Annotated in this window: 23 protein-coding genes; 11 read left to right on the top strand and 12 right to left on the bottom strand. The window is 69.3% G+C overall.

All coding sequences use genetic code 11. The annotated features are described in order from the left end of the window. Window positions 1-69: 69 nt before the first annotated feature. Window positions 70-294 (top strand): hypothetical protein, encoded by a 225-nt coding sequence (locus ACWF62_RS03870; RefSeq protein ID WP_378507693.1) that lies wholly within the window; start codon window positions 70-72, stop codon window positions 292-294. 66 nt (window positions 295-360) lie between these two features. Here the strand turns inward: ACWF62_RS03870 and ACWF62_RS03865 are convergent, their stop codons facing one another. After that, complete coding sequence (locus ACWF62_RS03865; RefSeq protein ID WP_452629450.1) at window positions 361-978, bottom strand: pentapeptide repeat-containing protein; 618 nt, start codon at window positions 976-978, stop codon at window positions 361-363. Between the two features lie 325 nt (window positions 979-1,303). On the opposite strand from ACWF62_RS03865, the gene leuA reads away from it, so the two are divergent. After that, on the top strand, window positions 1,304-3,112 hold the full coding sequence (gene leuA, locus ACWF62_RS03860) for a 2-isopropylmalate synthase (protein ID WP_378507691.1): 1,809 nt from the start codon (window positions 1,304-1,306) through the stop codon (window positions 3,110-3,112). An 80-nt stretch (window positions 3,113-3,192) separates the two neighbouring features. On the opposite strand, the gene ACWF62_RS03855 is transcribed toward leuA, so the two are convergent. Together ACWF62_RS03855 and ACWF62_RS03850 are read right to left on the bottom strand one after the other, a co-directional pair. Continuing rightward, entirely contained in the window at window positions 3,193-3,549 is a 357-nt protein-coding gene (locus ACWF62_RS03855) for an SHOCT domain-containing protein (RefSeq protein WP_378507690.1), read from the bottom strand. A 14-nt stretch (window positions 3,550-3,563) separates the two neighbouring features. After that, window positions 3,564-3,989, bottom strand: a complete 426-nt coding sequence (locus ACWF62_RS03850) for a DUF6325 family protein (RefSeq protein ID WP_378507689.1) — start codon at window positions 3,987-3,989, stop codon at window positions 3,564-3,566. Between the two features lie 146 nt (window positions 3,990-4,135). Between ACWF62_RS03850 and ACWF62_RS03845 the strand changes: the two genes are divergently transcribed. The 4 genes from ACWF62_RS03845 to ACWF62_RS03830 all read left to right on the top strand — a co-directional run bounded on the left by ACWF62_RS03845 (window position 4,136) and on the right by ACWF62_RS03830 (window position 7,219). Next, entirely contained in the window at window positions 4,136-4,525 is a 390-nt protein-coding gene (locus tag ACWF62_RS03845; protein WP_378507688.1) for an SHOCT domain-containing protein, read from the top strand. A gap of 144 nt (window positions 4,526-4,669) precedes the next feature. Beyond that, window positions 4,670-5,143: a hypothetical protein gene (locus ACWF62_RS03840; protein ID WP_378569845.1), complete on the top strand. Its 474-nt coding sequence runs from the start codon at window positions 4,670-4,672 to the stop codon at window positions 5,141-5,143. A 110-nt stretch (window positions 5,144-5,253) separates the two neighbouring features. Next, window positions 5,254-6,510: a MurT ligase domain-containing protein gene (locus tag ACWF62_RS03835; RefSeq protein ID WP_452629449.1), complete on the top strand. Its 1,257-nt coding sequence runs from the start codon at window positions 5,254-5,256 to the stop codon at window positions 6,508-6,510. Further along, a complete protein-coding gene (locus ACWF62_RS03830) occupies window positions 6,503-7,219 on the top strand; it encodes a type 1 glutamine amidotransferase (RefSeq protein WP_378507685.1) in 717 nt (238 codons plus the stop codon). Before ACWF62_RS03835 ends, ACWF62_RS03830 begins: the two co-directional genes overlap by 8 nt. 271 nt (window positions 7,220-7,490) lie before the next feature. On the opposite strand, the gene ACWF62_RS03825 is transcribed toward ACWF62_RS03830, so the two are convergent. The 3 genes from ACWF62_RS03825 to ACWF62_RS03815 form a co-directional block, all read right to left on the bottom strand. Then, window positions 7,491-8,267 carry a VOC family protein gene (locus tag ACWF62_RS03825; RefSeq protein WP_378507684.1) on the bottom strand — a complete coding sequence of 259 codons (777 nt, stop codon included), beginning with the start codon at window positions 8,265-8,267 and terminating at the stop codon, window positions 7,491-7,493. A gap of 106 nt (window positions 8,268-8,373) precedes the next feature. Further along, the gene (locus ACWF62_RS03820) at window positions 8,374-8,958 is read right to left on the bottom strand and encodes an NADPH-dependent FMN reductase (RefSeq protein WP_378507683.1); all 585 of its coding nucleotides are present in this window, start codon (window positions 8,956-8,958) and stop codon (window positions 8,374-8,376) included. Beyond that, window positions 8,955-10,466, bottom strand: a complete 1,512-nt coding sequence (locus ACWF62_RS03815) for an MFS transporter (RefSeq protein WP_452629447.1) — start codon at window positions 10,464-10,466, stop codon at window positions 8,955-8,957. The genes ACWF62_RS03820 and ACWF62_RS03815 overlap by 4 nt, the downstream gene beginning before the upstream one ends. A 66-nt stretch (window positions 10,467-10,532) precedes the next feature. Between ACWF62_RS03815 and ACWF62_RS03810 the strand changes: the two genes are divergently transcribed. Continuing rightward, entirely contained in the window at window positions 10,533-11,192 is a 660-nt protein-coding gene (locus tag ACWF62_RS03810; RefSeq protein ID WP_452629446.1) for a TetR/AcrR family transcriptional regulator, read from the top strand. A 6-nt stretch (window positions 11,193-11,198) separates the two neighbouring features. On the opposite strand, the gene ACWF62_RS03805 is transcribed toward ACWF62_RS03810, so the two are convergent. Together ACWF62_RS03805 and ACWF62_RS03800 are read right to left on the bottom strand one after the other, a co-directional pair. Then, complete coding sequence (locus tag ACWF62_RS03805) at window positions 11,199-12,656, bottom strand: lipase family protein (protein WP_452629445.1); 1,458 nt, start codon at window positions 12,654-12,656, stop codon at window positions 11,199-11,201. A gap of 169 nt (window positions 12,657-12,825) precedes the next feature. After that, window positions 12,826-14,205 carry an NAD(P)/FAD-dependent oxidoreductase gene (locus ACWF62_RS03800; protein WP_378507751.1) on the bottom strand — a complete coding sequence of 460 codons (1,380 nt, stop codon included), beginning with the start codon at window positions 14,203-14,205 and terminating at the stop codon, window positions 12,826-12,828. A gap of 143 nt (window positions 14,206-14,348) precedes the next feature. Here ACWF62_RS03800 and ACWF62_RS03795 point away from each other — a divergent pair, with 143 nt between their 5' ends. Continuing rightward, entirely contained in the window at window positions 14,349-15,254 is a 906-nt protein-coding gene (locus ACWF62_RS03795; RefSeq protein WP_378507679.1) for a LysR family transcriptional regulator, read from the top strand. Between the two features lie 30 nt (window positions 15,255-15,284). Here ACWF62_RS03795 and recR read toward each other — a convergent pair whose 3' ends face one another. Both recR and ACWF62_RS03785 read right to left on the bottom strand, forming a co-directional pair. Further along, a complete protein-coding gene (gene recR, locus ACWF62_RS03790) occupies window positions 15,285-15,893 on the bottom strand; it encodes a recombination mediator RecR (RefSeq protein WP_378507678.1) in 609 nt (202 codons plus the stop codon). Window positions 15,894-15,904: 11 nt separating this feature from the next. Beyond that, window positions 15,905-16,204, bottom strand: coding sequence for a YbaB/EbfC family nucleoid-associated protein (locus ACWF62_RS03785; RefSeq protein WP_378507677.1), 300 nt, complete (start codon window positions 16,202-16,204; stop codon window positions 15,905-15,907). 120 nt (window positions 16,205-16,324) lie between these two features. Here ACWF62_RS03785 and ACWF62_RS03780 point away from each other — a divergent pair, with 120 nt between their 5' ends. Continuing rightward, window positions 16,325-17,134, top strand: coding sequence for an Rv3717 family N-acetylmuramoyl-L-alanine amidase (locus ACWF62_RS03780; RefSeq protein ID WP_452629443.1), 810 nt, complete (start codon window positions 16,325-16,327; stop codon window positions 17,132-17,134). Here the strand turns inward: ACWF62_RS03780 and ACWF62_RS03775 are convergent. Beyond that, a complete protein-coding gene (locus tag ACWF62_RS03775; protein ID WP_452629442.1) occupies window positions 17,127-17,561 on the bottom strand; it encodes an SRPBCC family protein in 435 nt (144 codons plus the stop codon). The two genes, ACWF62_RS03780 and ACWF62_RS03775, sit on opposite strands and share 8 nt — an antisense overlap. A 269-nt stretch (window positions 17,562-17,830) precedes the next feature. Between ACWF62_RS03775 and ACWF62_RS03770 the strand changes: the two genes are divergently transcribed. Beyond that, entirely contained in the window at window positions 17,831-19,231 is a 1,401-nt protein-coding gene (locus ACWF62_RS03770) for an FAD-binding oxidoreductase (protein ID WP_378507749.1), read from the top strand. Next, a complete protein-coding gene (locus ACWF62_RS03765; RefSeq protein ID WP_452629441.1) occupies window positions 19,228-20,553 on the top strand; it encodes a class I SAM-dependent methyltransferase in 1,326 nt (441 codons plus the stop codon). The genes ACWF62_RS03770 and ACWF62_RS03765 overlap by 4 nt, the downstream gene beginning before the upstream one ends. Window positions 20,554-20,615: 62 nt before the next feature. On the opposite strand, the gene ACWF62_RS03760 is transcribed toward ACWF62_RS03765, so the two are convergent. After that, a complete protein-coding gene (locus ACWF62_RS03760; protein WP_378507673.1) occupies window positions 20,616-22,757 on the bottom strand; it encodes a 3-hydroxyacyl-CoA dehydrogenase NAD-binding domain-containing protein in 2,142 nt (713 codons plus the stop codon). Window positions 22,758-22,789: the final 32 nt, after the last annotated feature.

The raw sequence follows: 22,789 nt of genomic DNA, 5'->3' as shown, positions 1-22,789 counted from the left end.
CGGCCACTGGGGACAGTGGGAGAAGAGGATTCACCCACTCCCCCGCTCCGCCCCTAGGAGGCCGCGACCGTGACACAGCCCCGGCACAGGCGGACCCGCTACGAATTCCTGCTGCGGGGCGAGCTGTCCGAACGCGCGCTTGCCGCGTTCCCGGAACTGGCGCGCTCGCACGGCACCGGGGACTACACCCGGCTCTATGGCCCGATCGAGGACGACGGGGCGCTGCGCGCGATGCTCGCGCGCTTCGACACGCTCGGCCTGACGGTCGTCGAGATGCGGCAGCTCCCCGACTGATATCGCCACCGGAAATGCGGAACGGACCCCCGCGGTCGCGGAGGTCCGTTCGTCGGTGTCTGGCGGTCAGCCGACCTGCGAGTGGTTGGTCGACCCGGTGAAGCTGAGATCGGTGAGGTTCCCGAGGTCGATCAGCGGTCCGCCGCCCAGATCGAGCGAGCCGCCGGCGCTGCCGCCCCCGGTGGTGATCGCACCGGCCAGGTCGGCGCCGGTCGCGCCAGCGAAGTTCGCGCCGAGGATCTTGGCCTCGTGGAACTTGGCGCCGGTCAGCTTGGCGTTCACCAGCGTCGCGTCGGTGAGATCCGCGCTGACCAGGGTGGCCTGCTCGAGATTCGCGCCCTCCAGGTTCGCGCCGGAGGCGTGGGCGAGGTAGAGGTTCGCCTGGGACAGGTTCGCGTTCTCGAGCTTCGCGCCCTCGAGATTCGCGCCGAGCAGGTTCGCGCCGGACAGGTTCGCGTAGGACAGGTCGACGCCCTCGAGGTCGGCACCCTGCAGGGTCGCGCCGGGGCAATTGGTGAACGTGGCCGCCGTCGGGGTCGACACGATCGTGCACCCGCCGACGATGGTGTCCGCGGAGGCCACCGGCGCCGCCACGGCCAGTCCGGCCGCGATCAGACCCGCTCCCGCGGCCACCGCGCCGAGGCGGGCAGCGATCCGGTGTCGTCCTCTGTTCAGTACCGCCATGACGCTCTCGCTTCCAAGAGAAATCCCTGACAGGGGGCCGAATCCGCCCTGACCGGGACACACTAACGAAACGGTCACGGCCGCGTGGAGAATTCGTAAAACAAGCGTCCAGCAACGGCGCGAGCTGCCGCCGGGGCGGGTCGACACGCTGCCGGTCACCCGGCGCACCGAACCGGCGTGCGGGTAGACTGCCGTTCATGCAGCGGGCGCTCCTCCTTAACTGCCGCGACGGGGTCTGATCCAGACCGGCTCCCGTCGCGGGGTTCAGTCGCGCCGGTCGATTCACCTTTTGGACTACCCGTCCCCTCATTTCGGAGATTCGTCAATGTCACCCGCCGACGCCTTTACTTCCGGTTCGCGCACCATCACGCCGCCGTCCAAGCCCGCGCCCGCCGATCAGCCCGCGTGGAACACCCAGAAGAACTCCTCGATGCCGACCTACCGGTACCGGCCGTTCGCGGAGGAGGTCGAGGAGGTCACCCTCGCCGACCGCACCTGGCCCGACCGGGTCATCGACCGGGCGCCGCAGTGGTGCGCCGTCGACCTGCGGGACGGCAACCAGGCGCTGATCGACCCGATGAGCCCGGCCCGCAAGCGCCGCATGTTCGACCTGCTGGTCCGGATGGGCTACAAGGAGATCGAGGTCGGCTTCCCGTCCGCGAGCCAGACCGACTTCGACTTCGTCCGCGAGATCATCGAGGACAACGCCATCCCCGACGACGTCACCATCCAGGTGCTGACCCAGTCGCGGCCGGAACTGATCACCCGCACCTTCGAGGCCTGCCAGGGCGCGAAGAACGTGATCGTGCACTTCTACAACTCCACCTCGATCCTGCAGCGCCGGGTCGTGTTCCGCGCCGACAAGGACGCGATCAAGAAGATCGCCACCGACGCGGCCGCGCTGGTGCTCGAGGAGGCCAAGAAGTACCCCGACACCCACTGGCGCTGGGAGTACTCCCCCGAGTCCTACACCGGAACCGAACTGTCGTACGCCAAGGAGGTGTGTGACGCGGTCACCGAGGTGCTCGGCGCGACCCCGCAGAATCCGGTGATCCTGAACCTGCCCGCCACCGTCGAGATGGCGACCCCGAACGTGTACGCCGACTCGATCGAGTGGATGCACCGCAACCTGGCGCGCCGCGACTCGGTGATCCTGTCGCTGCATCCGCACAACGACCGCGGCACCGGGGTCGCGGCGGCCGAGCTGGGCTACCAGGCTGGCGCGGACCGGATCGAGGGCTGCCTGTTCGGCAACGGTGAACGCACCGGCAACGTCTGCCTGGTGACGCTGGGCCTGAACATGTTCACCCGCGGCGTCGACCCGCAGATCGACTTCTCCAACATCGACGAGATCCGCCGCACCGTCGAGTACTGCAACCAGCTGCCCGTCGCCGAGCGGCACCCGTACGGCGGCGACCTGGTGTACACCGCGTTCTCCGGCAGCCACCAGGACGCGATCAACAAGGGTCTCGACGACATGAAGTTCTCGGCGGACGCGCAGGACGCCGACGTCGACGACATTGTCTGGGCGGTGCCGTACCTGCCGATCGACCCGAAGGACGTCGGCCGCACCTATGAGGCCGTGATCCGGGTGAACTCGCAGTCCGGCAAGGGCGGCGTCGCCTACATCATGAAGGCCGACCACGGCCTGGTACTGCCGCGGCGGCTGCAGATCGAGTTCTCCCAGTCCGTGCAGCGCATCACCGACGGTGAGGGCGGTGAGGTGTCCCCGAAGGAGATGTGGGACGTCTTCAACGAGGAGTACCTGGCCCCGATCAACCCGCTGGAGCGGATGCGGCAGAAGGTGACGGCGTCCGAGGTGGACGGCGGCGTCGACGCCATCTCCGTTGTGGTGAAGGTGGACGGCAAGGAGCAGGAGATCGCCGGCTCCGGCAACGGCCCGCTGGCCGCCTTCGTGGACGCGCTCGGCACCATCGGCTTCGACGTGCGGGTGCTCGACTACAGCGAGCACGCGATGTCCGCGGGCGACGACGCGCAGGCCGCCGCCTACGTCGAGGCCGCGGTGACGCTGCCCGACGGGTCGACGAAGGTCGTGTGGGGTGTCGGCATCGCCACCTCGATCACCACCGCATCGCTGCGCGCGCTCGTCTCCGCCGTCAACCGCGCCCACTGAGGCTCCCCACCCCAACGGGTGAAGGGCACTGGTGACCGGCCGGGCCGGTGACCAGTGCCCTTCACCCGTTTTCGGTGGTGTCAGCCGAGCAGCTTCGCCTTCGCCGCGGCGAACTCGTCGTCGGTGAGCACGCCCGAAGCGTGCAGCTTGCCGAGCTGCTCGAGCTTGGCGATGATGTCGTCCTCCGCCGGCGCCGCGGCCGGGGCCGGGGGCTGCTGGTAGGCCTGCTCGGCCGCGGCCTGCTGGGCGTACTGCTGCTGCTGGTAGGCCTGCTCCTGCTGTTGCTGCTGCGCGTACGCCTGCTGCTCGGAGTACTTGCGCTGCGCCCGGCGATCCATCGCGTTGGTGGTGGCCCGCGCGGTGCCCGCGACCACCGCCGTCCGCGCGACGGTGCCGAGCAGTCCGGGACGTCCGACACGTCCAGCCCTGAACACCATGATCTCTCCCTCTCCTAGAGTGCTGCCTCAACCGCGGCGACGATGACGTCGCGCGGGATCTGCACGTGCAATGCGACCTCGCCGCCCGCCGCCCGCGCGCTCGACGCGATCTGCCGCGCCCACGACTCCTCGTAGACGATGATCGCGGCGGAGCTGCCCGGATCCAGCGAGTCCCGCACGATATCGAGGTCCTCGTCGCTGATCAGGGCCTTCGCCTCGATCGACAGGACCTGGAGCCCCACGTCGCCGAGGTCCTCGTCGACGTCGACCTGCGTCACCTTGCCCGCCTCGTCCTTGTGCAGGTAGACGAGGTCGAGCAGTGTCACGTACCCCCGTTCGACGACGTCCTGGAGCGCGGCGATGGTCGCGGCGTCCACCTGGGATCCGGGAAATGCCAACACGACCAGTTCCACCGGACCGATGTTCAGCGTCTCGTCCATGCGCTCAGCCTCCAGGGGTGACCGGCGACACGCCTCACCCTCCGCGGATGAATACCGATCTCACCTGCCACGGGTGAGGCAGGATTCCCCCCGATCACGGATTCTCGTAGCAACACTCGAAACACTCATGTGAATGGAGGAGTCCGATGAACTCTGCCGTCGACTCGTTCTGGGATTTTCTGTGGCTGATCCTCATCACGTTCGCCTTCGTGGCGTACCTGATGCTGCTGTTCTCGATCATCGGGGACCTGTTCCGCGACCACAAGCTGTCCGGCTGGTGGAAGGCGGTGTGGGTGTTCTTCCTGATCTTCCTGCCATTCATCACCGCCCTGATCTACCTGATCGCCCGCGGTGACGGGATGACGAAGCGGTCGCTTGCCGCGGCGCAGCAGATGAAGTCCGAGCAGGACGCCTACATCCGGGACGTGGCTGGCAAGTCACCCGCCGAGCAGATCGCGGACGCCAAGGCGCTGCACGACGCGGGCACCATCACCGACGCGGAGTTCGCGACGCTGAAGGCGAAGGCCCTCGGCTGATCGTCGTCCGTCGACACCACCGCGCCGGTCCGGGCTCCCCCCGGGCCGGCGCGGTCGTCTGTCCACCCCTTGCTAACACATCGGCGGCCACGGGCGACACAAAACAAGACCGAAGAGTACGACCCGTCTAGGAGAGGATTCCTCATGTCCCTGCGTCGCGTCACCGGCATCGCCGCCGCCACTCTCGCCGCCGCCGGCCTCGCCGTCGCCGGAGCCGGAACGGCATCCGCGGAAACCGAGGTGCCGATGACCCGCTGCCTCGGCCTCAGCCCGTACATCGTCGACCAGCCGTACGCACCGGCCCGCCTGTTCCTCACCCAGAGCCTCCCCAACGAGGGGTCGGGGAAGGGCACCCTGCGGCTGCACGACGTCGCGAGCCTGTGGTTCTTCGCGGGCGGGTACCAGTCCGACGTCCGACTGGACTGGCGCAACGTCGACAACGGGAAGACCGGAACCCTCACCGACACCGCGACCGTCGGCACCCCGGGCGGCGACTCCGCGAAATTCTTCCTCGACGCCGGCCCCGGAAAGTACGACCTGACGATGAGCGCCTACAACAAGCACGCGCTGTGGGGCATGCCCACCACGTCCTGCACCGGGTCCGTCACCCTGAACTGACGCCAGGTTCCCACTCGGCCCGGTCGGCCCCGGCCCGCGAACTGTGGCACCTGCCACCGCGGCACCGGCACGACTCCGGGCCTTCCGGGCCGATGTGGAACACTGCGCGCGTGGCAAGTAGCACTCGATTCTCCGCGCGCGGGCGGTTGGCCCTGCGCGCCGCGGCGCTGGCGTCCTGGGCGTCGCAGAAGGCAGGCCGGGGCAAGGGCTCGATGATCGGCGGGCTGATCGCCCTCAAGATCGACCCGACGCTGATGACGCAGCTCGGTCGCGGCAAGCGGACGGTGCTGGTCACCGGCACCAACGGCAAATCGACCACCACCCGGATGACGGCGGCGGCGCTCGCGACCGTCGGCACCGTCGCCACCCAGGCGGACGGCGCGAACATGGACGCGGGCATCGTCGCCGCGCTGAGCGTTGGCCAGGGCGCGGAGCTGGCCGCGATCGAGGTGGACGAGCTGCACACCCCGCACGTCGCGGACGCGCTTGATCCGCAGGCGATCGTGCTGCTCAACCTGAGCCGCGACCAGCTGGACCGGGTCGGCGAGATCAACATGATCGAGCGCAGGCTGCGAGCCGGGCTGGCCGCCCACCCGGACGCGGTGGTGGTCGCGAACTGTGACGACGTGCTGGTCACCTCCGCCGCCTACGACAACCCGAACGTGGTGTGGGTGGCTGCGGGCAGCGGCTGGGCAGGCGACTCGGTCAGCTGCCCCCGCAGCGGTGAGCCGATCGTGTGGGACGCGGACGGGAACTGGCGCAGCACCGGCACCGACTTCGCCCGCCCGACCCCGCAGTGGTGGCTGGACGACGAGAACCTCTACGGGCCGGACGGTCTCGTGATCCCGATGACGCTGACCCTCCCCGGCCGGGCGAACCGCGGCAATGCGGCGCAGGCGGTCGCCGCGGCCGTCGCCCTCGGCGCCGACCCGGTTGCCGCGGTCGCGGCGGCCGCGGGCGTCCGGGAGATCGCGGGCCGGTACGCGGCCGTGCAGGTGGGACCGCACTCGTTGCGGATGCTGCTCGCGAAGAACCCCGCGGGCTGGCAGGAGGCGCTGTCGATGATCGACCACTCCGTCGACGGCCTCGTCATCGCGGTCAACGGCCAGGTGCCGGACGGGGAGGACCTGTCCTGGCTGTGGGACGTCCGGTTCGAGCACTTCGAGGGCGTCAAGGTCGTTGCGTCCGGTGAACGGGCCACCGACCTCGCGGTCCGACTCACCTACGCCGGGGTCGAGCACACCTTGGAGCCGGATCCGCTGCGCGCCATCGCATCCTGCCCCGAGGGTCGGGTCGAGGTGCTGGCCAACTACACCGCCTTCCGGGACCTGAACACGGCGATCGCGAGGAGGACCGAGCATGTCTGAGTCGACCGTGCGGATCGGGTTGGTGCTCCCCGACGTGATGGGCACCTACGGGGACGGCGGCAACGCGCTGATCCTGCGGCAGCGCCTGCGCATGCGCGGCATCGACGCGGAGATCGTCGACATCACCCTGTCGGACCCCGTTCCGGAGTCCCTCGACGTGTATACCCTTGGCGGCGCCGAAGATTCGGCCCAACGGCTCGCGACACGCCACCTCACCCGGTATCCCGGGCTGCAGCGGGCGGCGGAGCGGGGGGCGCCGGTGCTGGCGATCTGCGCGGCGATCCAGGTGCTCGGGCACTGGTACGAGACGTCCGCGGGCGAACGCGTCGACGGGGTGTCGATGCTCGACGTGACCACCTCCCCGCAGCAGACCCGCGCGATCGGCGAGGTGATCACCCGCCCGCTGATCGACGGTCTGAGCGAACCGCTCTCCGGGTTCGAGAACCACCGCGGCGGCACCGTGCTCGGCGCTGCCGCCGCCCCGCTCGGCAAGGTCACCCACGGCGTCGGCAACGGTGTCGGCGACGGGCACGAGGGTGTGGTGCAGGGGTCGGTGATCAGCACCTACATGCACGGTCCCGTGCTGGCGCGGAACCCGGAGCTGGCGGATCTGCTGCTGGCCAGGGCGCTGGGCGTCGACGCGCTCGCGCCGCTGGATCTGCCGGAGGTCGCCCGACTGCGCCGGGAGCGGCTCGCGGCCGGTCGCTGACCGGGCCGACCGCCGGGGGTCGGACGAAGAACCCCGAACAGGGGTTCGGCCGAGAACGTAGCGATTGTTCGCGTTCCCGGCCGGATCTCTGCTTTTCAAGGTTCTTCGAGCCGTTACCGATTCGGTTTTCCTTGATCCGCAAGATTCACGGTACGCCCGGGTCTGCACCGTTGGCAATAGTCCTGACCTGCCATTTCCTGGCCGGACGGCACGCAACGACGGCAGGGTCCGGGGCCGCCCCCCTGCGGTGGCAGACCCTGGACCCGTCACGTCACTCGCGTGGCGGCTGCACGATCTGAAACTGCGCGCCGAGCGGGTCCGCCACCGACGCGACCCGCCCAAACGGGCTGTCCTCGGCGGGCGCCGTCACCGTCCCGCCGAGCTCAACGACCCGCGCCAGCGCCGCGTCGGTGTCGTCGACGGCGAGGTAGTACCGCCAGAACGAGGGCACCCCCTCGGGCAGGAAGCCGGACGCGTCCATCACGCCTGCGATCTCGTCGCCTGCGACGGTTGCCTGCGAGTACCGGAACTCGTCGGTGTCCCCGATCGAGGTCATCGTCCACCCGAACACCGACTCGTAGAACGGCAGCGCGGCCCGGTAGTCGCGGGACATCGTCTCGAACCAGGCGGGGGTGCCCGGCTCTCCCCAGCGGCCGTACCCGCGGTGCCGATCCGGCTGCCACACCCCGATCACCGCACCTGCCGGGTCGGCGAGGACCGCCATCGTGCCCTGGTCGCCCACCTGCATGGCGGGCATCATCACCTGGGCACCCGCGGCGGCGGCCCGGTCCACGGTGGCCGCGGCGTCGGTGGCCTCCAGATAGACGGTCCACACGTCGCCGTACGGATCGTCCGGCCCCTGCTTCATCATCCCGGCGACCGGCTCACCGTCCTTGCTGAAGATGGCGTACCCGCCGTACTGCGGGTCCTCGTTGGTGTCGCAGGACCACCCGAACAGTCCGCTGTAGAACGGAACGGCGCTGGCGGGATCGGAGGTGAACAGATCGACCCAACAGGGGGAACCGACCTGGGACTGACGTTGAGGCACGTGAGACTCCTATCGCAAGTGTTGCCAAGGACTGGTGCGTGCCCCAAGCTACGTGTCCGCACCGACATGCGGCCCGGGACGAATCCGCAGTCGGCGGCGGCCCGGGTCAGGCCGCGATTCCGTAGGGGCGCGCGGTCCGCGCATCCCGCAGGGCGGTCCCCCACCAGACGAGCTGGTCGAGCATGTTCGTCGCGGCCGACGTGCACACGGTGGGGTCGATGGGCCTGCCGTCGTCGAACACGGATCCGGCACCGTGGAAGCTCACGCTGTCGCGGACGGTGACGGCATGCAGTTCCGCGAACACCAGGCGAAGCTGTTCGACCGCGCGCAATCCACCGCCCAGCCCGCCGTACGACACGAATCCCACCGGCTTGGCGCTCCATTCGTCCCGGAACAGGTCGATCGCGTTCTTCAGCGCCGCCGGGAAGCTGTGGTTGTACTCGGGGGTGACGATGACGAAGGCGTCCGCCGCATCGAGTCGGACGCCGAGCCGGGCGTGCGCGGGCGTCCGCTCCGCACCCCAATCCGGATGCACCACAGGAAGTTCGGACTCGGCAAGGTCCACGATGTCGAGGTCGACCGACCCTAACGAGGCGGCGTGCTCGGCGAACCAGGCGGTCACGGTCGGGCCGAAGCGCCCGTCCCTGGTGCTGCCGGTGATGACGGCGATGCGGAGGCGGCGAGTGGTCATGAGCGGTTCTCCTTGATTGAGTCGGACAGGGTCGAGACGACAGTTGCGGGGCGGAGCAGTGCCGCGACGGTGGCCGCGGCGGCCGTGCAGAGCAGCGCGATGACGAGCAGCGCGGTCCGCCACGCCTCCGTGAGGGCGTGGGAAAGGAAGTCGATGTCCGGGCCGTCGAGTTCACCCGACAGCACCCGACTGGCGTGCGGCCCATCCCCGATCCGGGTGCGCAGCATCGTGGCCATCGCCGCACCGAACAGTGCGAGCAGGACGGCATTCGACGCGCCGCGCACGGTGTTGAGCAGTCCGGCGGCCATCCCCACCCGATCGGGCGGGACGAGGGCCATCGCCTGGGCGTCGATGATGCCGATCGCGAGCCCGTTGCCCGCACCGATGGCGACGAGGGGGCCAACAAGTTCGGCGGTGGAGATGCCGGGATGGAGCACGAGCAGCCAGGCGTTTCCCAACGCCAGCGCGACCAGAGCCGCGGTGATGAGCAGTCGCGGCGAGACTCCCCGGTTGACCAGCCGGGCACCGAGCGCGGGGACCGCCATCACCGGGACGGTCAGCATCAGCATGACGGCACCCGCGCGCCCCGGTGCGAGACCGTTCACGCCCTGGAGATAGGTCGGCAGGGAGACGAGGACGGTGGTCGATCCGAGGGCAAGGAGGCCGGAGGCCAAGCACCATGCAACAAACCGCCTGTCCCGCAACAGATCCAGGTCGAGCAGCGGACTCTGGGCTCGCCGCTCGATCGCCACGAACGCAACGAGAAGCGCCGCCCCCAGTCCGAGTTGGCCCAGCACCCGGGGGCTGGCTCCCGCCGCCTCGGACACTTGCGTGACGGCAAGCAGGATCAGACCGAGCCCCCCGACGAGCGTGACGAGTCCGGCGTGGTCCATGCCCGTTGGTGAGTCGGAACGGGACTCCGCGACGACCGCCGCCCCGGCGAGGATCAGCGACCCGAGCACCGCGAAGACGAGGAAGGTTGCCCGCCACCCCACCCCGCCGACCAGCAGGCCCGCGACCGTCGGGCCGATCGCCAGACCCACGCCCGCCGTCGACCCGACGGCGGCGAAGGCCCTGGTCCGCGCCGGACCGTCGAAGGTCGCGGCGAGCAACGCTCCTCCCGCGACCATGATCCCGGCCGCCCCGATGCCGGACGCCGTCCTCGCCAGGTTGAGCATCCAGATGTTCGGTGCTGCCGCAACGGCGGCCGTGCCGACGACGTAGATCGCGGCACCGACCCGCAGGACTCGGCGGCGCCCGAACCGGTCCGCGAGGGATCCGGCGACCAGCATGGAGCAGGCGGCGGACAGGAAGTAGCCGGTGACGACCCACTGCACCGCACCGCCGGAGGCGTCCAGGTCCGCGGCAATCGACGGCAGCGCGACGGCCGTCCCGGACATCAGCATCGGCCCGATCAGGGAGCCGAGGAGGACGGCGGCGAGGGTGACGCGATGGGCGTCGGGGTGCACCGCGGTGTCGCGGCCGCGCCGGGTGGCTGTTGTGGTCATGACGCCAAAGTACAACGTCCGTTGCATAATTGCAACGGTCGTTGTACTTGCGCTAGGATCGTGCCCATGACCAGCGCCAACACCTCGACCGCCGCGAGCCGGACCCGACGCTCCGACAAGCGCACCGCGATCCTCCACGCGGCGAGGAAGGTGTTCGGCCGGGACGGCTTCGCCCGCGCCGGAATCGACGTCATCGCCGCGGAGGCGGGGGCGTCCACCCGCACGCTGTACAACCACTTCGACGGCAAGGAGGCGCTGTTCACCGAGACCGTGACGGCCAGCGCGTCCGAGGTCGCCGAGGCGCAGATCGCGATGCTGGACAGGCATCTCGCCGCCGAGACCGACCTCGAGGCCGCCCTGGTTGGGCTCGGCTTCGACCTGGTGACCAGCAGCGTGCGCGACGAGTTCGCCGACCACTTCGCGATCGTGCGGCAGATCAGCGTCGAAGCCGCGCACTTCCCCGCCGCGTCGCTACGGGCGTGGCAGGAGGCGGGCCCGCGACGCGTGCATCGCGCCGTTGCGGCAGGCTTCGAACGCCTGCAGGCCGAGGGCAGGCTTCGGGTGGCCCAACCTGAGCGCACGGCCCGCCACTACCTGGCGCTGATCAACGCGGAGGTGGCCGATCGCACCGCGGTCGACGGGACGCCGCCGGCCGACGCGGACCTGCGCGCGGGCGTCGCGGACGGGGTCCATGCCTTCCTTGTCGGGTACCTGCCGCGCGCGTGAACGGCGTCAGCACCCGCTCGGCGCAGGCTCCCCCCGCAGTCGCGCATCGACCCAGTCGAACGCGCCGGGATTCCCGGTGAGTTCGCCGATGACGTGCTCGCCGGGCACCTGCCGGTACACGGTGGGCACCCCGAGCCCGCACTGCTCGGCAAAGAGGCGCTGGGTGCCGAGCGCCGGAATCCAGAACTCCTGGCCACCGTTGTAGATGTACAGCGGCGTCCCGGACGGCTTGTTCGTCATCTTCAGCTCCGCAAAGATGCCTTGCGCGACAGGCGAACTCAGAACCTGCTTGATGTTGGCGAGCGCCTCGATCGGGATCCCGGGGACGCCGAGCAGCGCCAGCGTCATCACGCATCCGTTCCGCAGCCCGGACGTGCCGACCCGCTCGCCGAGGTCGTTCATCAGGGTCAGGATCTCGGTCCGCTCCCGCGCCACCCCGAGCACTGCGGCCATGAACAGTCCGCCCGCGAGGTTTCCGTTCATCGTGCGCCCGAGCATGTCGTAGTCGGCGGGCACGCCGCCGATCGCGGCGCCAGCGATGTCCGCCGCCAACTCGGGTGCGTACTCGTCGAGCAGCTTGACCGCGCCGCTGGTCGCGATCGCCCCTCCGGAGTAGCCCATCATCGCGAGCCTGCTCGTCCCGAACTCCGCGGGATACAGGGTGCGCATCCCGCGGATCGTGTCGAGGATCGCGTGCCCGGCGACGAACGGTTCACCGTAGGCCATCCGCGGACCCTCGTGGTCGGGGATGAGCACCGCGTACCCGCGTTCCTCCGCCTTCGCCGTCACCGGCCGCAGCAGCTCGAACGGATTCGTCGACGGCGTGATCCCATGTGCGAGTGTGTACGACGGCGTGCAGTCGCGGCCAAGACCGTTGATCGGGACGTTGTTGACCAGTACCGGACGCGGGCCGGGACCAGCCCACGGGGTGGCGGGCACCACCAGCGTCGCGGTCGCGAAGGACGGGGCCCCGTGCGCGTCGGTGGTCTTGACCTTGAACTGCCGCACCTCGCGGACCGGACCGCGCAGGAGCTGCGACGCCACCGCGGTGACGTCCCGCGTCTCGATGACCTGCCCGTTGGCCATCCCGGGCAGCCCGGGCGGGTAGTCGTCGAAGAATGGGTCGCCGATCGGCGAGGGCAGCACCGCCTGCCACAGCGCGTCCAGGTCCGGATAGGGCGGGTTCGGTGCCGGGACGACGGCGTCGACCAGCGGCGGCAGAACCGATCCCAGTGGGGACCGGGCCAGCGACCCCGTGCCCATCGACCCGGTGATCAGGGTGGTGCCGTTCAGCGGTTGCCCGTCCGACCCGGTGCCGTCGGTGAGCGACCCCGTGCCGACGGACCCCTCACCGCCTGCGCTGCCACTGGACTGGGCAACGGCGGTGCCGCCACCGACCACGACCGTCACCGCAAGGGTGGTGACCCACAGTCGAACCAAGAAGCCCCCGTGCCGGATGCGCATGGCGGCACGCTAGCACCGCCGGGGTGAGCTGTCGCGGCGGTGGGAACACGCGTACTCGGTGTCGACACTTAGGTTTTCGAACTCACGATCCGGCTCCCGAAGGCCGACAACCGCGCCCACCCGGGGGTGAGACGCGGTTGTCGGTGTCGGTCCGTCGGTTCGACGGAGGTCAGGAAACGGTGACGGGCTCCTTCGGAGCGGCGGGGAGCACGCTCTTGATCACCTCGGGCTCGATCGTTGCGTCCGTCGAACCTTGCTCGGCGGCAGTGGGTTCGATGATCGCCTGCTCCTTCTGCGCGTAGTGGAAGTGCGGGCGGCGGTGACCGAGGAACGAACCGCACCACGACATCACCGCGACGTACCGGTTGCGGAAGCCGACCAGGTAGACCATGTGCACGGCGAGCCACAGCACCCAGGCGACGACCCCGGTGAGCTCGATGCTCTTGACCTTGGTGACGGCCCGGAACCGGTTGATGATCGCCATGCTGCCCTTGTCGCGGAACGCGAAGGGGGTGCCGCGCTTGGTCTTCCCGAGGATCGTTCGGGCGACGTGGCGACCGCCCTGCATGGCGACCGGGGACTGCCCGGGCAGATTGTTCAGCGAGGTCATGTCGCCGACCGCGAAGATGTCGGCTCGCCCGCCGACCGTGAGATCCGGGTTGACCAGCAGCCGGCCCGCGCGGTCGGTCTCGCAGCCGGTGGCCTCGGCGAGCACGCGGGCAAAGTCGTTGGCCTGCACGCCCGCCGACCAGATAACGGTCTCTGCGGTCCGCCGGACGCCCTCCTGCTCGCCGTGCGCCTTGAGGGTGGCCCCGTGATCGTCGATGTCGGTGACGAGCGTATTGAGCACCACCTCGACGCCGGACTTCTCGAGCGACGCCTTGGTGTATTCGCTGAGCTTGCCACCGTAGGCGGGCATCGCGACCCCGGCGCCCTCGACGAGGGTGACGGTGACGTCGGCTGCGGTGATTCCGCGGATCGACTGCTCGAAGTAGCGACCCGCCAGCTCCTTGATCTGGCCCGCGAGCTCGACGCCGGTTGCACCGGCACCGATCACGATGAAGCTGAGCAGGTTCTTGCGGCGCTCGAGGTCGCTGGTGGTGTGCGCCTCCTCGAAGCAGCGGACGATCTGGTCGCGCAGCCGCTCCGCGTCGCGCACCGTCTTGAGTGCGTAGGTGACCTTCGAGAACTCATCGCGACCGAAGTACGACTGGCGGGCGCCGGTCGCGGCGACGAGCGAGTCGTAGCCGAGGGTGTGCCGTTCGCCAGCCGCCTCGTAGACGAGCTCCTTGGCCGCGGCGTCGACGCCGACGACCCGGCCGAGCCGGACGTCGGCCGTGGGGTACTTGGCGAGGATGGCCCGCACCGACGGTGCGATCTCGCCCGGGGCGAGGACGCCGGTCGCCACCTGGTACAGCAGGGGCTGGAAGAGGTGCTCGGTGGTCTCGGAGATCAGCACGAAGGGCTTACCCGCCTTGGCCAGCTTCTTCGCCGCCGCAAGGGCACCGAATCCCGACCCAACGATGACGACCTCGGTCCGGTCCTTCACTGCCTCACCCACGAGAAACCTCCTGCTGAATCAACGCTGAATCAGTTCAGATAGCCACGCTAGGTACTTACCCCGGCGGGCCGCCAGGATCCTGGACCATTCGCAATTCAGTTATCGCGTTTGCTCATAAGTAGGATGGTCGGGTGGACTTCCGGCAGCTTCGCTACTTCCTCGCGGTGAGCGAGGAGCTCAGCTTCAGCCGCGCCGCGACGAAGTGCTTCATCTCGCAGTCCGCGATCAGCCATCAGATCGCCAAGCTCGAACACGAACTCGGCACCACGCTCTTCGACCGGTCCACCCGGGTGGTGCGGACCACCCCTGCCGGCTCCCGCCTGGTCCCGATCGCCCAGCAGGTGCTGGCGCTGGAGACCCAGGCACTCGCGGTCGCCAAGGAACCGCGCAACCGGATCCGGATCACCGCGAACATGACCTTCGCACCCCAGAGCCTCGACGCGATCGCCGAGGTGCGCGCCCGCTACCCCGACCTCGACATCGAGTTCGTCATCAAGCGGTTCACCGAGCGGATCGACGCGGTCGCGTCCGGTGACGCCGACATCGCGCTGATCCGCGGGACCGCGGACCGGCCGGGCCTGTCGGCGATCCCGCTCGGCATCGAGGACCTGATGATCGTGACCTCGAGCGAGCATCCGCTGTCGGCGTTCTCCTCCGTCGAACTGGGCGAACTGGCGCCGTACCCGCTGCTGCTGCCGCCGCGGAGCAGTCAGGTGCTGATCCACTCCGTCATCGAGAACGCCTTCGTGGAGGCGGGACGCCGCCCGCGATTCGGCCCGCCCATCGCCCGCGACCACACCGCGATCCTCGACGTCATCAACAATCCCCGGGCCTGGACCGTGCTCTACGCGGGCACGGTGTCGGGCAGCGCGCCACGCACCGGACTGCAGGTGATGCGGGAGGCACAGGGCCGGCTGCAGGTCCCGGTGTGCGGCGTCGTGCGCAGCGGCGAAAACCTCTCCCCCGCAATGGTGTTGCTGGTTGACGCGCTGCGTCACACGATGCCGGGCAACCCCGACGCGGCCGAGCAGGCGTGACCGCCGCCGCCGGGTGCGACGGCGGCGGAGTCACATGGTGCGCCTGCCGGACAGTGCCCGCCCGAGGGTCAGCTCGTCGGCGAACTCCAGGTCGCCGCCCATCGGCAATCCGGACGCGAGCCGGGTGACGGTTAGACCGGGGAAGTCCCGCAGCATCCGCACCAGATAGGTCGCGGTCGCCTCCCCCTCGGTGTTCGGGTCGGTGGCGATGATCACCTCGGCGACATCGACGCCGTCCTCCTGATTGCCGATGCGCGCCAACAACTCCCGAATACGAAGCTGGTCGGGCCCGACCCCGCTGAGCGGATCCAGTGCACCGCCAAGAACGTGGTAGCGCCCACGGAACTCGCGGGTGCGCTCGATCGCCTGCACATCCTTCGGCTCCTCGACCACACAGATGATGGTGCGATCGCGTCGCTCGTCGGAGCAGATCCGGCACCGCTCCTTGTCGGACACCGTCCCGCACACGATGCAGAACTGCACGCCGTCGCGCACCCGCTGGAGTGCGTTCTGCAGCCGCTCGATCTCCGGCGGCTCGACGCCGAGCAGATGGAACGCGATGCGCTGCGCACTCTTCGGCCCGACACCCGGCAGCTTGCCGAGTTCGTCGATCAGATCCTGGACCGGACCCTCGTACACGCTCCGCCTCGCTAGAAGGGAAGTCCGGGCATGCCGCCCGCGAGGGGGCCGAGCTTGCCAGCCGCGATCTCCTGCGCCTTGCCCGCCGCGTCCGCGATGGCACCGATCACCAGGTCCTGCAGTGTTTCCACGTCGTCCGGGTCGACGACCTTCGGGTCGATCGCGAGCGCAACCACCTCGCCCGTTCCCTTGACGGTCGCGGTGACCAGGCCACCACCGGCCTGGCCGGTGACCTCGGTCTGGGCGATCTCGGCCTGCGCGGCCATCAGTTGCTGCTGCATCTGCTGGGCCTGAGCGAGGAGTTGCTGCATATCGGGCTGTCCACCGGGCTGCACGTTTGCGGTCCTTTCTGCGCGTGTGTGCTCGCCAGCGTAGACGCACCCGGCTACGGTGAGCGCGTGCGAGCGACGACGCGGCTACGCCGCCTGTGCGTGATTTTTCCCCCGACCGGGGTAAAAATCACGCACGGTGCCGTTTTCGCTGCTGCCGGGCTGGCACTGTCCGGGTGCACCATCCCCGTCGACGGCGTTGCCTCGGCCGGACCCCCGGTCACCTCCGCGGCGCGGGCCGCCGCGGTGACCGAGCCGCCGCAGCTCCCCCTTGCAGGCAGGACGGTGTTCCTCGACCCCGGGCACAGCGGGTCGCAGGACGCCGCGATGACCGCGCAGGTCCCGACCGGGCGGGGCGACACCAAGGACTGTCAGACCACCGGGACCGCCACCGACGCCGGCTACCCGGAGCACACCCTCACCTGGCAGGTGACCGGCCTGCTGCGTACCGAACTGGAGGAGCTCGGCGCCCGGGTGCTGCTCAGCCGCACCGACGACGCGTCCGTCGGCAGCTGCGTCGACGAACGCGCGGCGGCCGCGAACGCAGCCGCCGCGGACGCCGTCGTCGCGGTACACGCGGACGGAGCGGGACCGGACCAGCACGGCTTCCACGTCTGCTATTCGGCGCCGCCGCTCAACGACGTCCAGGCCGGGCCGTCGGTCACCTTCGCCACCGCGATGCGGGACGCGCTCGTCGAGCGGGGCCTGACCCCGTCGACCTACGCCGGGTCGGGCGGGCTGCAGCCGCGCGCCGACCTCGCCGGGCTGAACCTGGCCGAGCGCCCGTCGATCCTGGTGGAACTCGGCAACATGCGCAACGCCGACGAGGCACGACAGATGACGGACGAGGGCGGCCGCGCACGCTACGCGACCGCCCTCGCCCAGGGCATCTCCCGGTACCTCGTCAGCTGAGTTCGCGAGCCAGCTTCGCGAGGACCTCCGCCTGAATCTTCTTGAGGCCCAGCGGCGCGAAGGTCCGCTCAAAGAATCCGCCGATGCCACCGGCACCGTTCCACGCCGTGGTGGTGGTGACCGTGGACCCCGAACCGTGCGGGGTGACCGTCCAGGTCGTCACCATGCTCGAGTTGGCGTCGGTCTCCGTCACGGTGTCCCCCGACACGGTGATCGTGGCCGTGACATTGCGGGTGCGCTTCTCCGTCGCCTTGATTGCCCAGGACGCGACGGTTCCCGCGCCCTGCCCGCCCTCGAGCACGCGGTAGTCGGAATAGTGCTCCGACAGGATCCGAGGACGGACGGTCTGGTAGTCCGCGATCGCCGCGAGGGCCGCCTCCGGAACCGCTGCGACCTCGACCGAGCTGCTGGCACTGACCTGTCCCACCGGGTTCTCCTCACTACTGACGGGCCGGCACCGCGCCGCCCACGCATCCACCCATCGTGCCTGGTCCGTCAGGGTCCCGGCCACCTTCCCCGAGACGGCTGTGCCTCGTATCACAGCTTCGGCGTTGCCGCGCGGCGAGGCGGCGATTTCGCGACGCGCTGCCACCTTCCATCGCCCGGAAGCCGGTCAGGGGATAGCGTCGAAGAGTGGCAGTCACTTCCAGTGCATTCCGCAGGCGATCGACCCGGCGATCGACCACTCCGCTCGAGATCGGGCCGCAGGCCCACCGTGCGGGGGTCGACCGCCTGTTGGCGAGCTACCACGCCATCCCGCCCGCCGCTGCCGTGCGGCTCGCGAAGAAGACGTCGAACCTCTTCCGTGCCCGCGCGAAGACGAATGCGCCCGGGCTCGACGTGTCCGGCCTGGACCGGGTGATCTCCGTCGACCCCGATGCCCGCACCGCCGACGTCGCCGGCATGTGCACCTACGAGAACCTCGTCGCCGCGACGCTGCCCTACGGGCTGGCGCCGCTGGTCGTGCCCCAACTCAAGACGATCACCCTCGGCGGTGCCGTCACCGGCCTCGGCATCGAGTCCACGTCCTTCCGGAACGGCCTGCCGCACGAGTCCGTCCTGGAGATCGACGTTCTCACCGGCAGCGGCGAGATCGTCACCGCGACGCCCGACGGCGAGCACGCGGACCTGTTCTACGGCTTCCCCAACTCCTACGGCACCCTCGGCTACTCGACCCGACTGCGGATTCGGCTGGAACCGGTCAAACCCTTTGTCGCCCTGCGCCACCTGCGGTTCGACGACGTCGAGACGCTGCAGTCCACGATGGACACCATCGCCCGCACCCGCCTGCACGACGGCGTCGCCGTCGACTATCTCGACGGCGTCGTGTTCTCCGCGACCGAGTCGTACCTGACGCTCGGCACGCAGACCGACGAGCCGGGACCGGTGTCCGACTACACCGGCATGGACATCTACTACCGGTCCATCCAGCACGAGTCGGTGAACCACCCGAAGACCGACCGGCTGACGATCCACGACTACCTGTGGCGGTGGGACACCGACTGGTTCTGGTGCTCACGCGCGTTCGGCACCCAGAATCCGCGGATCCGCCGGTGGTGGCCGAAGCGCTACCTGCGCAGCAGCTTCTACTGGAAGCTGATCGGGCTCGACCAGCGGTACGACATCGGCGACCGGCTCGAGCAGCGCAAGGGGCTGCCGCCGCGGGAGCGGGTCGTGCAGGACGTCGAGGTCCCGATCGAGCGGACCGCCGACTTCGTGCACTGGTTCCTCCGGGAGATTCCGATCGAGCCCATCTGGTTGTGCCCGCTGCGGCTGCGCGAACCGGCGCCCACCGGCGCGGCGGCCGACCGGCCGTGGCCGCTGTACCCCCTCGAACCGAAGCGCACGTACGTCAACATCGGGTTCTGGTCGTCGGTGCCGATCGTCCCCGGCGAACCCGAGGGGGCAACGAACCGTCGCATCGAGCGCACGGTGACCGAGTTCGACGGGCACAAGTCGCTGTACTCGGACGCCTACTACGCGAAGGACGAGTTCACCGCCCTCTACGGCGGCGAACGTTACGAGGAACTGAAGAGGAAGTACGACCCGAACTCACGACTATTGGACCTGTATTCGAAGGCGGTGCAACGCAAGTGACCACATTCAAGGACTCGAGGACCGCATCCCGGAAGGACGGCACCGACGCAGGAAGGCTGTCGATCGCCGAGATCCTCGAGATCGTCGTCGGCAAGGACCTACCGGTGTACTTCACCGCGTACGACGGCAGCTCGCTCGGCTCAACCGATGCGAAGTTCCACCTGAATCTCCGCTCCCCCCGCGGCACGACGTACCTGGTGACGGCACCCGGTGATCTGGGCCTGGCCCGGGCATACATCTCCGGCGACCTCGAGATCGTCGGCGCGCATCCCGGCAATCCGTACGAGGTGCTCCGGGTACTCGGCGAGCAACTGCACTTCAGCCGCCCCACCCCCCGCGAACTGGCCCAGATCACCCGATCCCTCGGGTGGGACGTCCTCAAGCCGATCGCTCCCCCGCCGCAGGAATCGCTGCCGCGGTGGCGGCGCATCGCGGAGGGCCTGCGGCACTCCAAGACCCGCGACGCGGAATCGATCCACCACCACTACGACGTCTCCAACGCCTTCTACGAGAAGGTTCTCGGCCCGTCGATGACGTACACCTGCGCCGCGTACGAGTCGGAGGAGCAGTCCCTCGAGGGTGCCCAAGACAACAAGTACCGGCTGGTGTTCGACAAGCTGAACCTGGCGAAGGGCGACCGTCTCCTCGACATCGGGTGTGGGTGGGGCGGAATGGTTCGGTACGCCGCCCGCCGCGGGGTCAAGGTGATCGGCGCGACGCTGTCCGCCGAGCAGGCCGAGTGGGCACAGCGGGCGATCGCGGCCGAGGGCCTGTCGGATCTGGCGGAGGTCCGGCACTCCGACTACCGGGACATCGCCGAGACCGGATTCGACGCGGTGTCGTCGATCGGCCTGACCGAGCACATCGGGGTCGCGAACTACCCCGCCTACTTCGGGTTCATCAAGTCGAAGCTGCGGGACGGCGGCCTGATGCTCAACCACTGCATCACCCGACCGGACAACAAGCACAACGCAAGGGCGGGCGGGTTCATCGACCGGTACGTGTTCCCGGACGGGGAGCTGACCGGCTCGGGCCGCATCATCACCGAGGTCCAGGATGTCGGGCTGGAGGTGCGGCACGAGGAGAACCTGCGCGAGTCCTACGCGCTGACGTTGGCCGGCTGGTGCCGCAACCTCGAGGCCAACTGGGACGAGTGCGTCGCCGAGGTCGGGGAGGGCACCGCGAAGGTGTGGGGCCTGTACATGGCGGGATCGCAGCTCGGCTTCGAACGCAACGTGGTGCAGTTGCATCAGGTCCTCGCCGTCAGGGTCGGCCGCGACGGGAACGCGAACGTCCCCCTCCGCCCCTGGTGGAAGCCCTAGAACCGACGAATCGAGGGCCCTCGCCGCCCGGGAATCCGGACGACGAGGGCCCCCGACTGCGGTCAGCCCTTGAGCGACGCGGGCGGGGTGAAGCGCTCGCCGTACTTCGCTGCGAGCTCCTCGGCGCGGGCGACGAAGCCCGCCTTGCCGCCCGGGTAGCCGGTGACGAACTGGCTCACGCCGCCGGTCCAGGCCGGGTAGCCGATGCCCATGATGGAGCCGATGTTGGCGTCGGCGGTGGACGTGATGACGCCCTCGTCGAAGCACTTGACCGTCTCGATCGCCTCGATGAACAGCATCCGGTCGATCAGGTCCTGGATCGGCGGGGTCGCCGAACCCGACTCGAAGTGGTCCCGCAGGCCCTGCCACAGGCCGGTGCGCTTCCCGTCCGCGTAGTCGTAGAAGCCGGCACCGCCCAGGCGGCCCTTGCGGTCGTTGCCCTCAACCAGGTAGTTGATGACGTCGCCTGCCGGGTCGGCGGGCAGCGTCTTGCCCTCGGCGAGCGCGGCGGCCTTCGACTCGGCGCGGATCTTCTGCATCAGCGTCAGGTTCAGCTCGTCCGACAGCTGCAGCGGCGCCGCCGGGTAGCCGGCCTGCATGCCGGCCTGCTCGATGGTGGCCGGCTCGATGCCCTCGGCGACCATCCCGATCGCCTCGTTGACGAACGTGCCGATGACGCGGGAGGTGAAGAAGCCCCGCGAATCGTTGACCACGATCGGGGTCTTGCGGATCTTCTGCACGAAGTCGAAGACCCGGGCGAGGGTCTCGTCCGTGGTCTTCTCGCCGCGGATGATCTCGACTAGCGGCATCTTGTCGACCGGGGAGAAGAAGTGGATGCCGATGAAGTCCTCCGGCCGCTTGACGCCGGTCGCCAGGTCGGTGATCGGCAGCGTCGAGGTGTTCGAGCCGAGCAGGGCGTCGGCGTCGACGATGTCCTCGATCTCGGCGAAGACCTTCTTCTTCAGCTCGGGCGACTCGAAAACGGCCTCGACGACGAAGTCGACACCGGCGAAGTCGGCGGCGTCCGCGGTCGGGGTGATGAGGTCGAGGAGGGCCTTCGACTTCTCCTCGGTGGTCTTGCCGCGCGAGAGCGCCTTGGCCTCGATCTTCTCCGCGTAGCCCTTACCCCGCTCGGCGGCGGCGAGCTCGACGTCCTTGAGCACCACCGGGATTCCGGCCTTCGCGCACACGTACGCGATGCCCGCGCCCATCATGCCCGCGCCGAGGACGCCGACCTTCTTGATTTCCCGCTTCGGGATGTCCTTCGGACGCGACGCGCCGGAGCCGATGGCCTGCATGTCGAAGAAGAACGCCTGGATCATGTTCTTCGCGACGTCGCCGGTGACCAGCGAGGTGAAGTAGCGGGACTCGATCTTGAGCGCGTTGTCGATGTCGACCTGGCTGCCCTCGACCGCGGCGGCGAGGATCGCGCGCGGTGCGGGCATGTTGGCGCCCTTGAGCTGCTTGCGCAGGTTCGCCGGGATGGCGGGCAGGTTCGCCGCGAACGCCGGGGTGGACGGGGTGCCGCCGGGGATCTTGAAGCCCTTCTCGTCCCACGGCTGGGTGCCCTTGTCCGGGTTGGCCGTGATCCACGCCTTCGCCGCGGGGACCAGCTCCTCGACGGAGGCGACGACCTCGTCGATGACGCCAGCGGCGAGGGCCTGCTGCGGCGCCCGCTGCTGACCCTGCAGCAGGTGCTGAGTCAGCGCGGTCATGATGCCGAACTTGCGGACCATGCGGACCACGCCGCCGCCGCCGGGCAGCAGGCCGAGGGTGACCTCGGGCAGACCGATCTTGACGCCCCGGACATCCGCGGCGATCCGGTGGTGGGTGGCGAGGGCGATCTCGAGGCCGCCGCCGAGCGCGGCACCGTTGATGCAGGTGACGACCGGCTTGCCGAGGGTCTCGAGGCGACGCAGGTCGGCCTTGAGGTTCAGGCTGTGATGGTAGATGTGCTCGGCGTCGGCCGGGCCCGCCTTGATCATGTTCTTCAGGTCGCCGCCGGCGAAGAAGGTCTTCTTGCCGGAGGTGAGCACGACACCGGTGATGGTGTCCTTCTCCGCGTGCAGCCGGTCCACGGTCGCGCGCATCGACGCGATGTACCGGTCGTTCATGGTGTTCGCGCCCTGGTTCGGGTCGTCGATGGTGAGCACGACGATGCCGTCGGCGTCCTGCTCCCAGGCGATGATGTTCTGTTCGCTCACTGTTTCGTCTCTCCTGATCGGTGTCGTGAGCG

It is taken from the genome of Rhodococcus sp. NPDC054953 (genome assembly GCF_053609225.1).
This window is presented reverse-complemented; position numbering and strand designations above follow the sequence as displayed.

Excerpts from the sequence above, each read along its gene's own strand:
- ACWF62_RS03850 (WP_378507689.1), bottom strand. The coding sequence starts at position 3,989 with ATGGACGAGACGCTGAACATCGGTCCGGTGGAACTGGTCGTGTTGGCA.
- ACWF62_RS03830 (WP_378507685.1), top strand. The coding sequence starts at position 6,503 with ATGTCTGAGTCGACCGTGCGGATCGGGTTGGTGCTCCCCGACGTGATG.
- ACWF62_RS03785 (WP_378507677.1), bottom strand. The coding sequence starts at position 16,204 with ATGCAGCAACTCCTCGCTCAGGCCCAGCAGATGCAGCAGCAACTGATG.
- ACWF62_RS03820 (WP_378507683.1), bottom strand. The coding sequence starts at position 8,958 with ATGACCACTCGCCGCCTCCGCATCGCCGTCATCACCGGCAGCACCAGG.
- ACWF62_RS03855 (WP_378507690.1), bottom strand. The coding sequence starts at position 3,549 with ATGGTGTTCAGGGCTGGACGTGTCGGACGTCCCGGACTGCTCGGCACC.
- ACWF62_RS03865 (WP_452629450.1), bottom strand. The coding sequence starts at position 978 with ATGGCGGTACTGAACAGAGGACGACACCGGATCGCTGCCCGCCTCGGC.
- ACWF62_RS03810 (WP_452629446.1), top strand. The coding sequence starts at position 10,533 with ATGACCAGCGCCAACACCTCGACCGCCGCGAGCCGGACCCGACGCTCC.
- leuA (WP_378507691.1), top strand. The coding sequence starts at position 1,304 with ATGTCACCCGCCGACGCCTTTACTTCCGGTTCGCGCACCATCACGCCG.
- ACWF62_RS03815 (WP_452629447.1), bottom strand. The coding sequence starts at position 10,466 with ATGACCACAACAGCCACCCGGCGCGGCCGCGACACCGCGGTGCACCCC.
- ACWF62_RS03805 (WP_452629445.1), bottom strand. The coding sequence starts at position 12,656 with ATGCGCATCCGGCACGGGGGCTTCTTGGTTCGACTGTGGGTCACCACC.
- ACWF62_RS03840 (WP_378569845.1), top strand. The coding sequence starts at position 4,670 with ATGTCCCTGCGTCGCGTCACCGGCATCGCCGCCGCCACTCTCGCCGCC.
- ACWF62_RS03845 (WP_378507688.1), top strand. The coding sequence starts at position 4,136 with ATGAACTCTGCCGTCGACTCGTTCTGGGATTTTCTGTGGCTGATCCTC.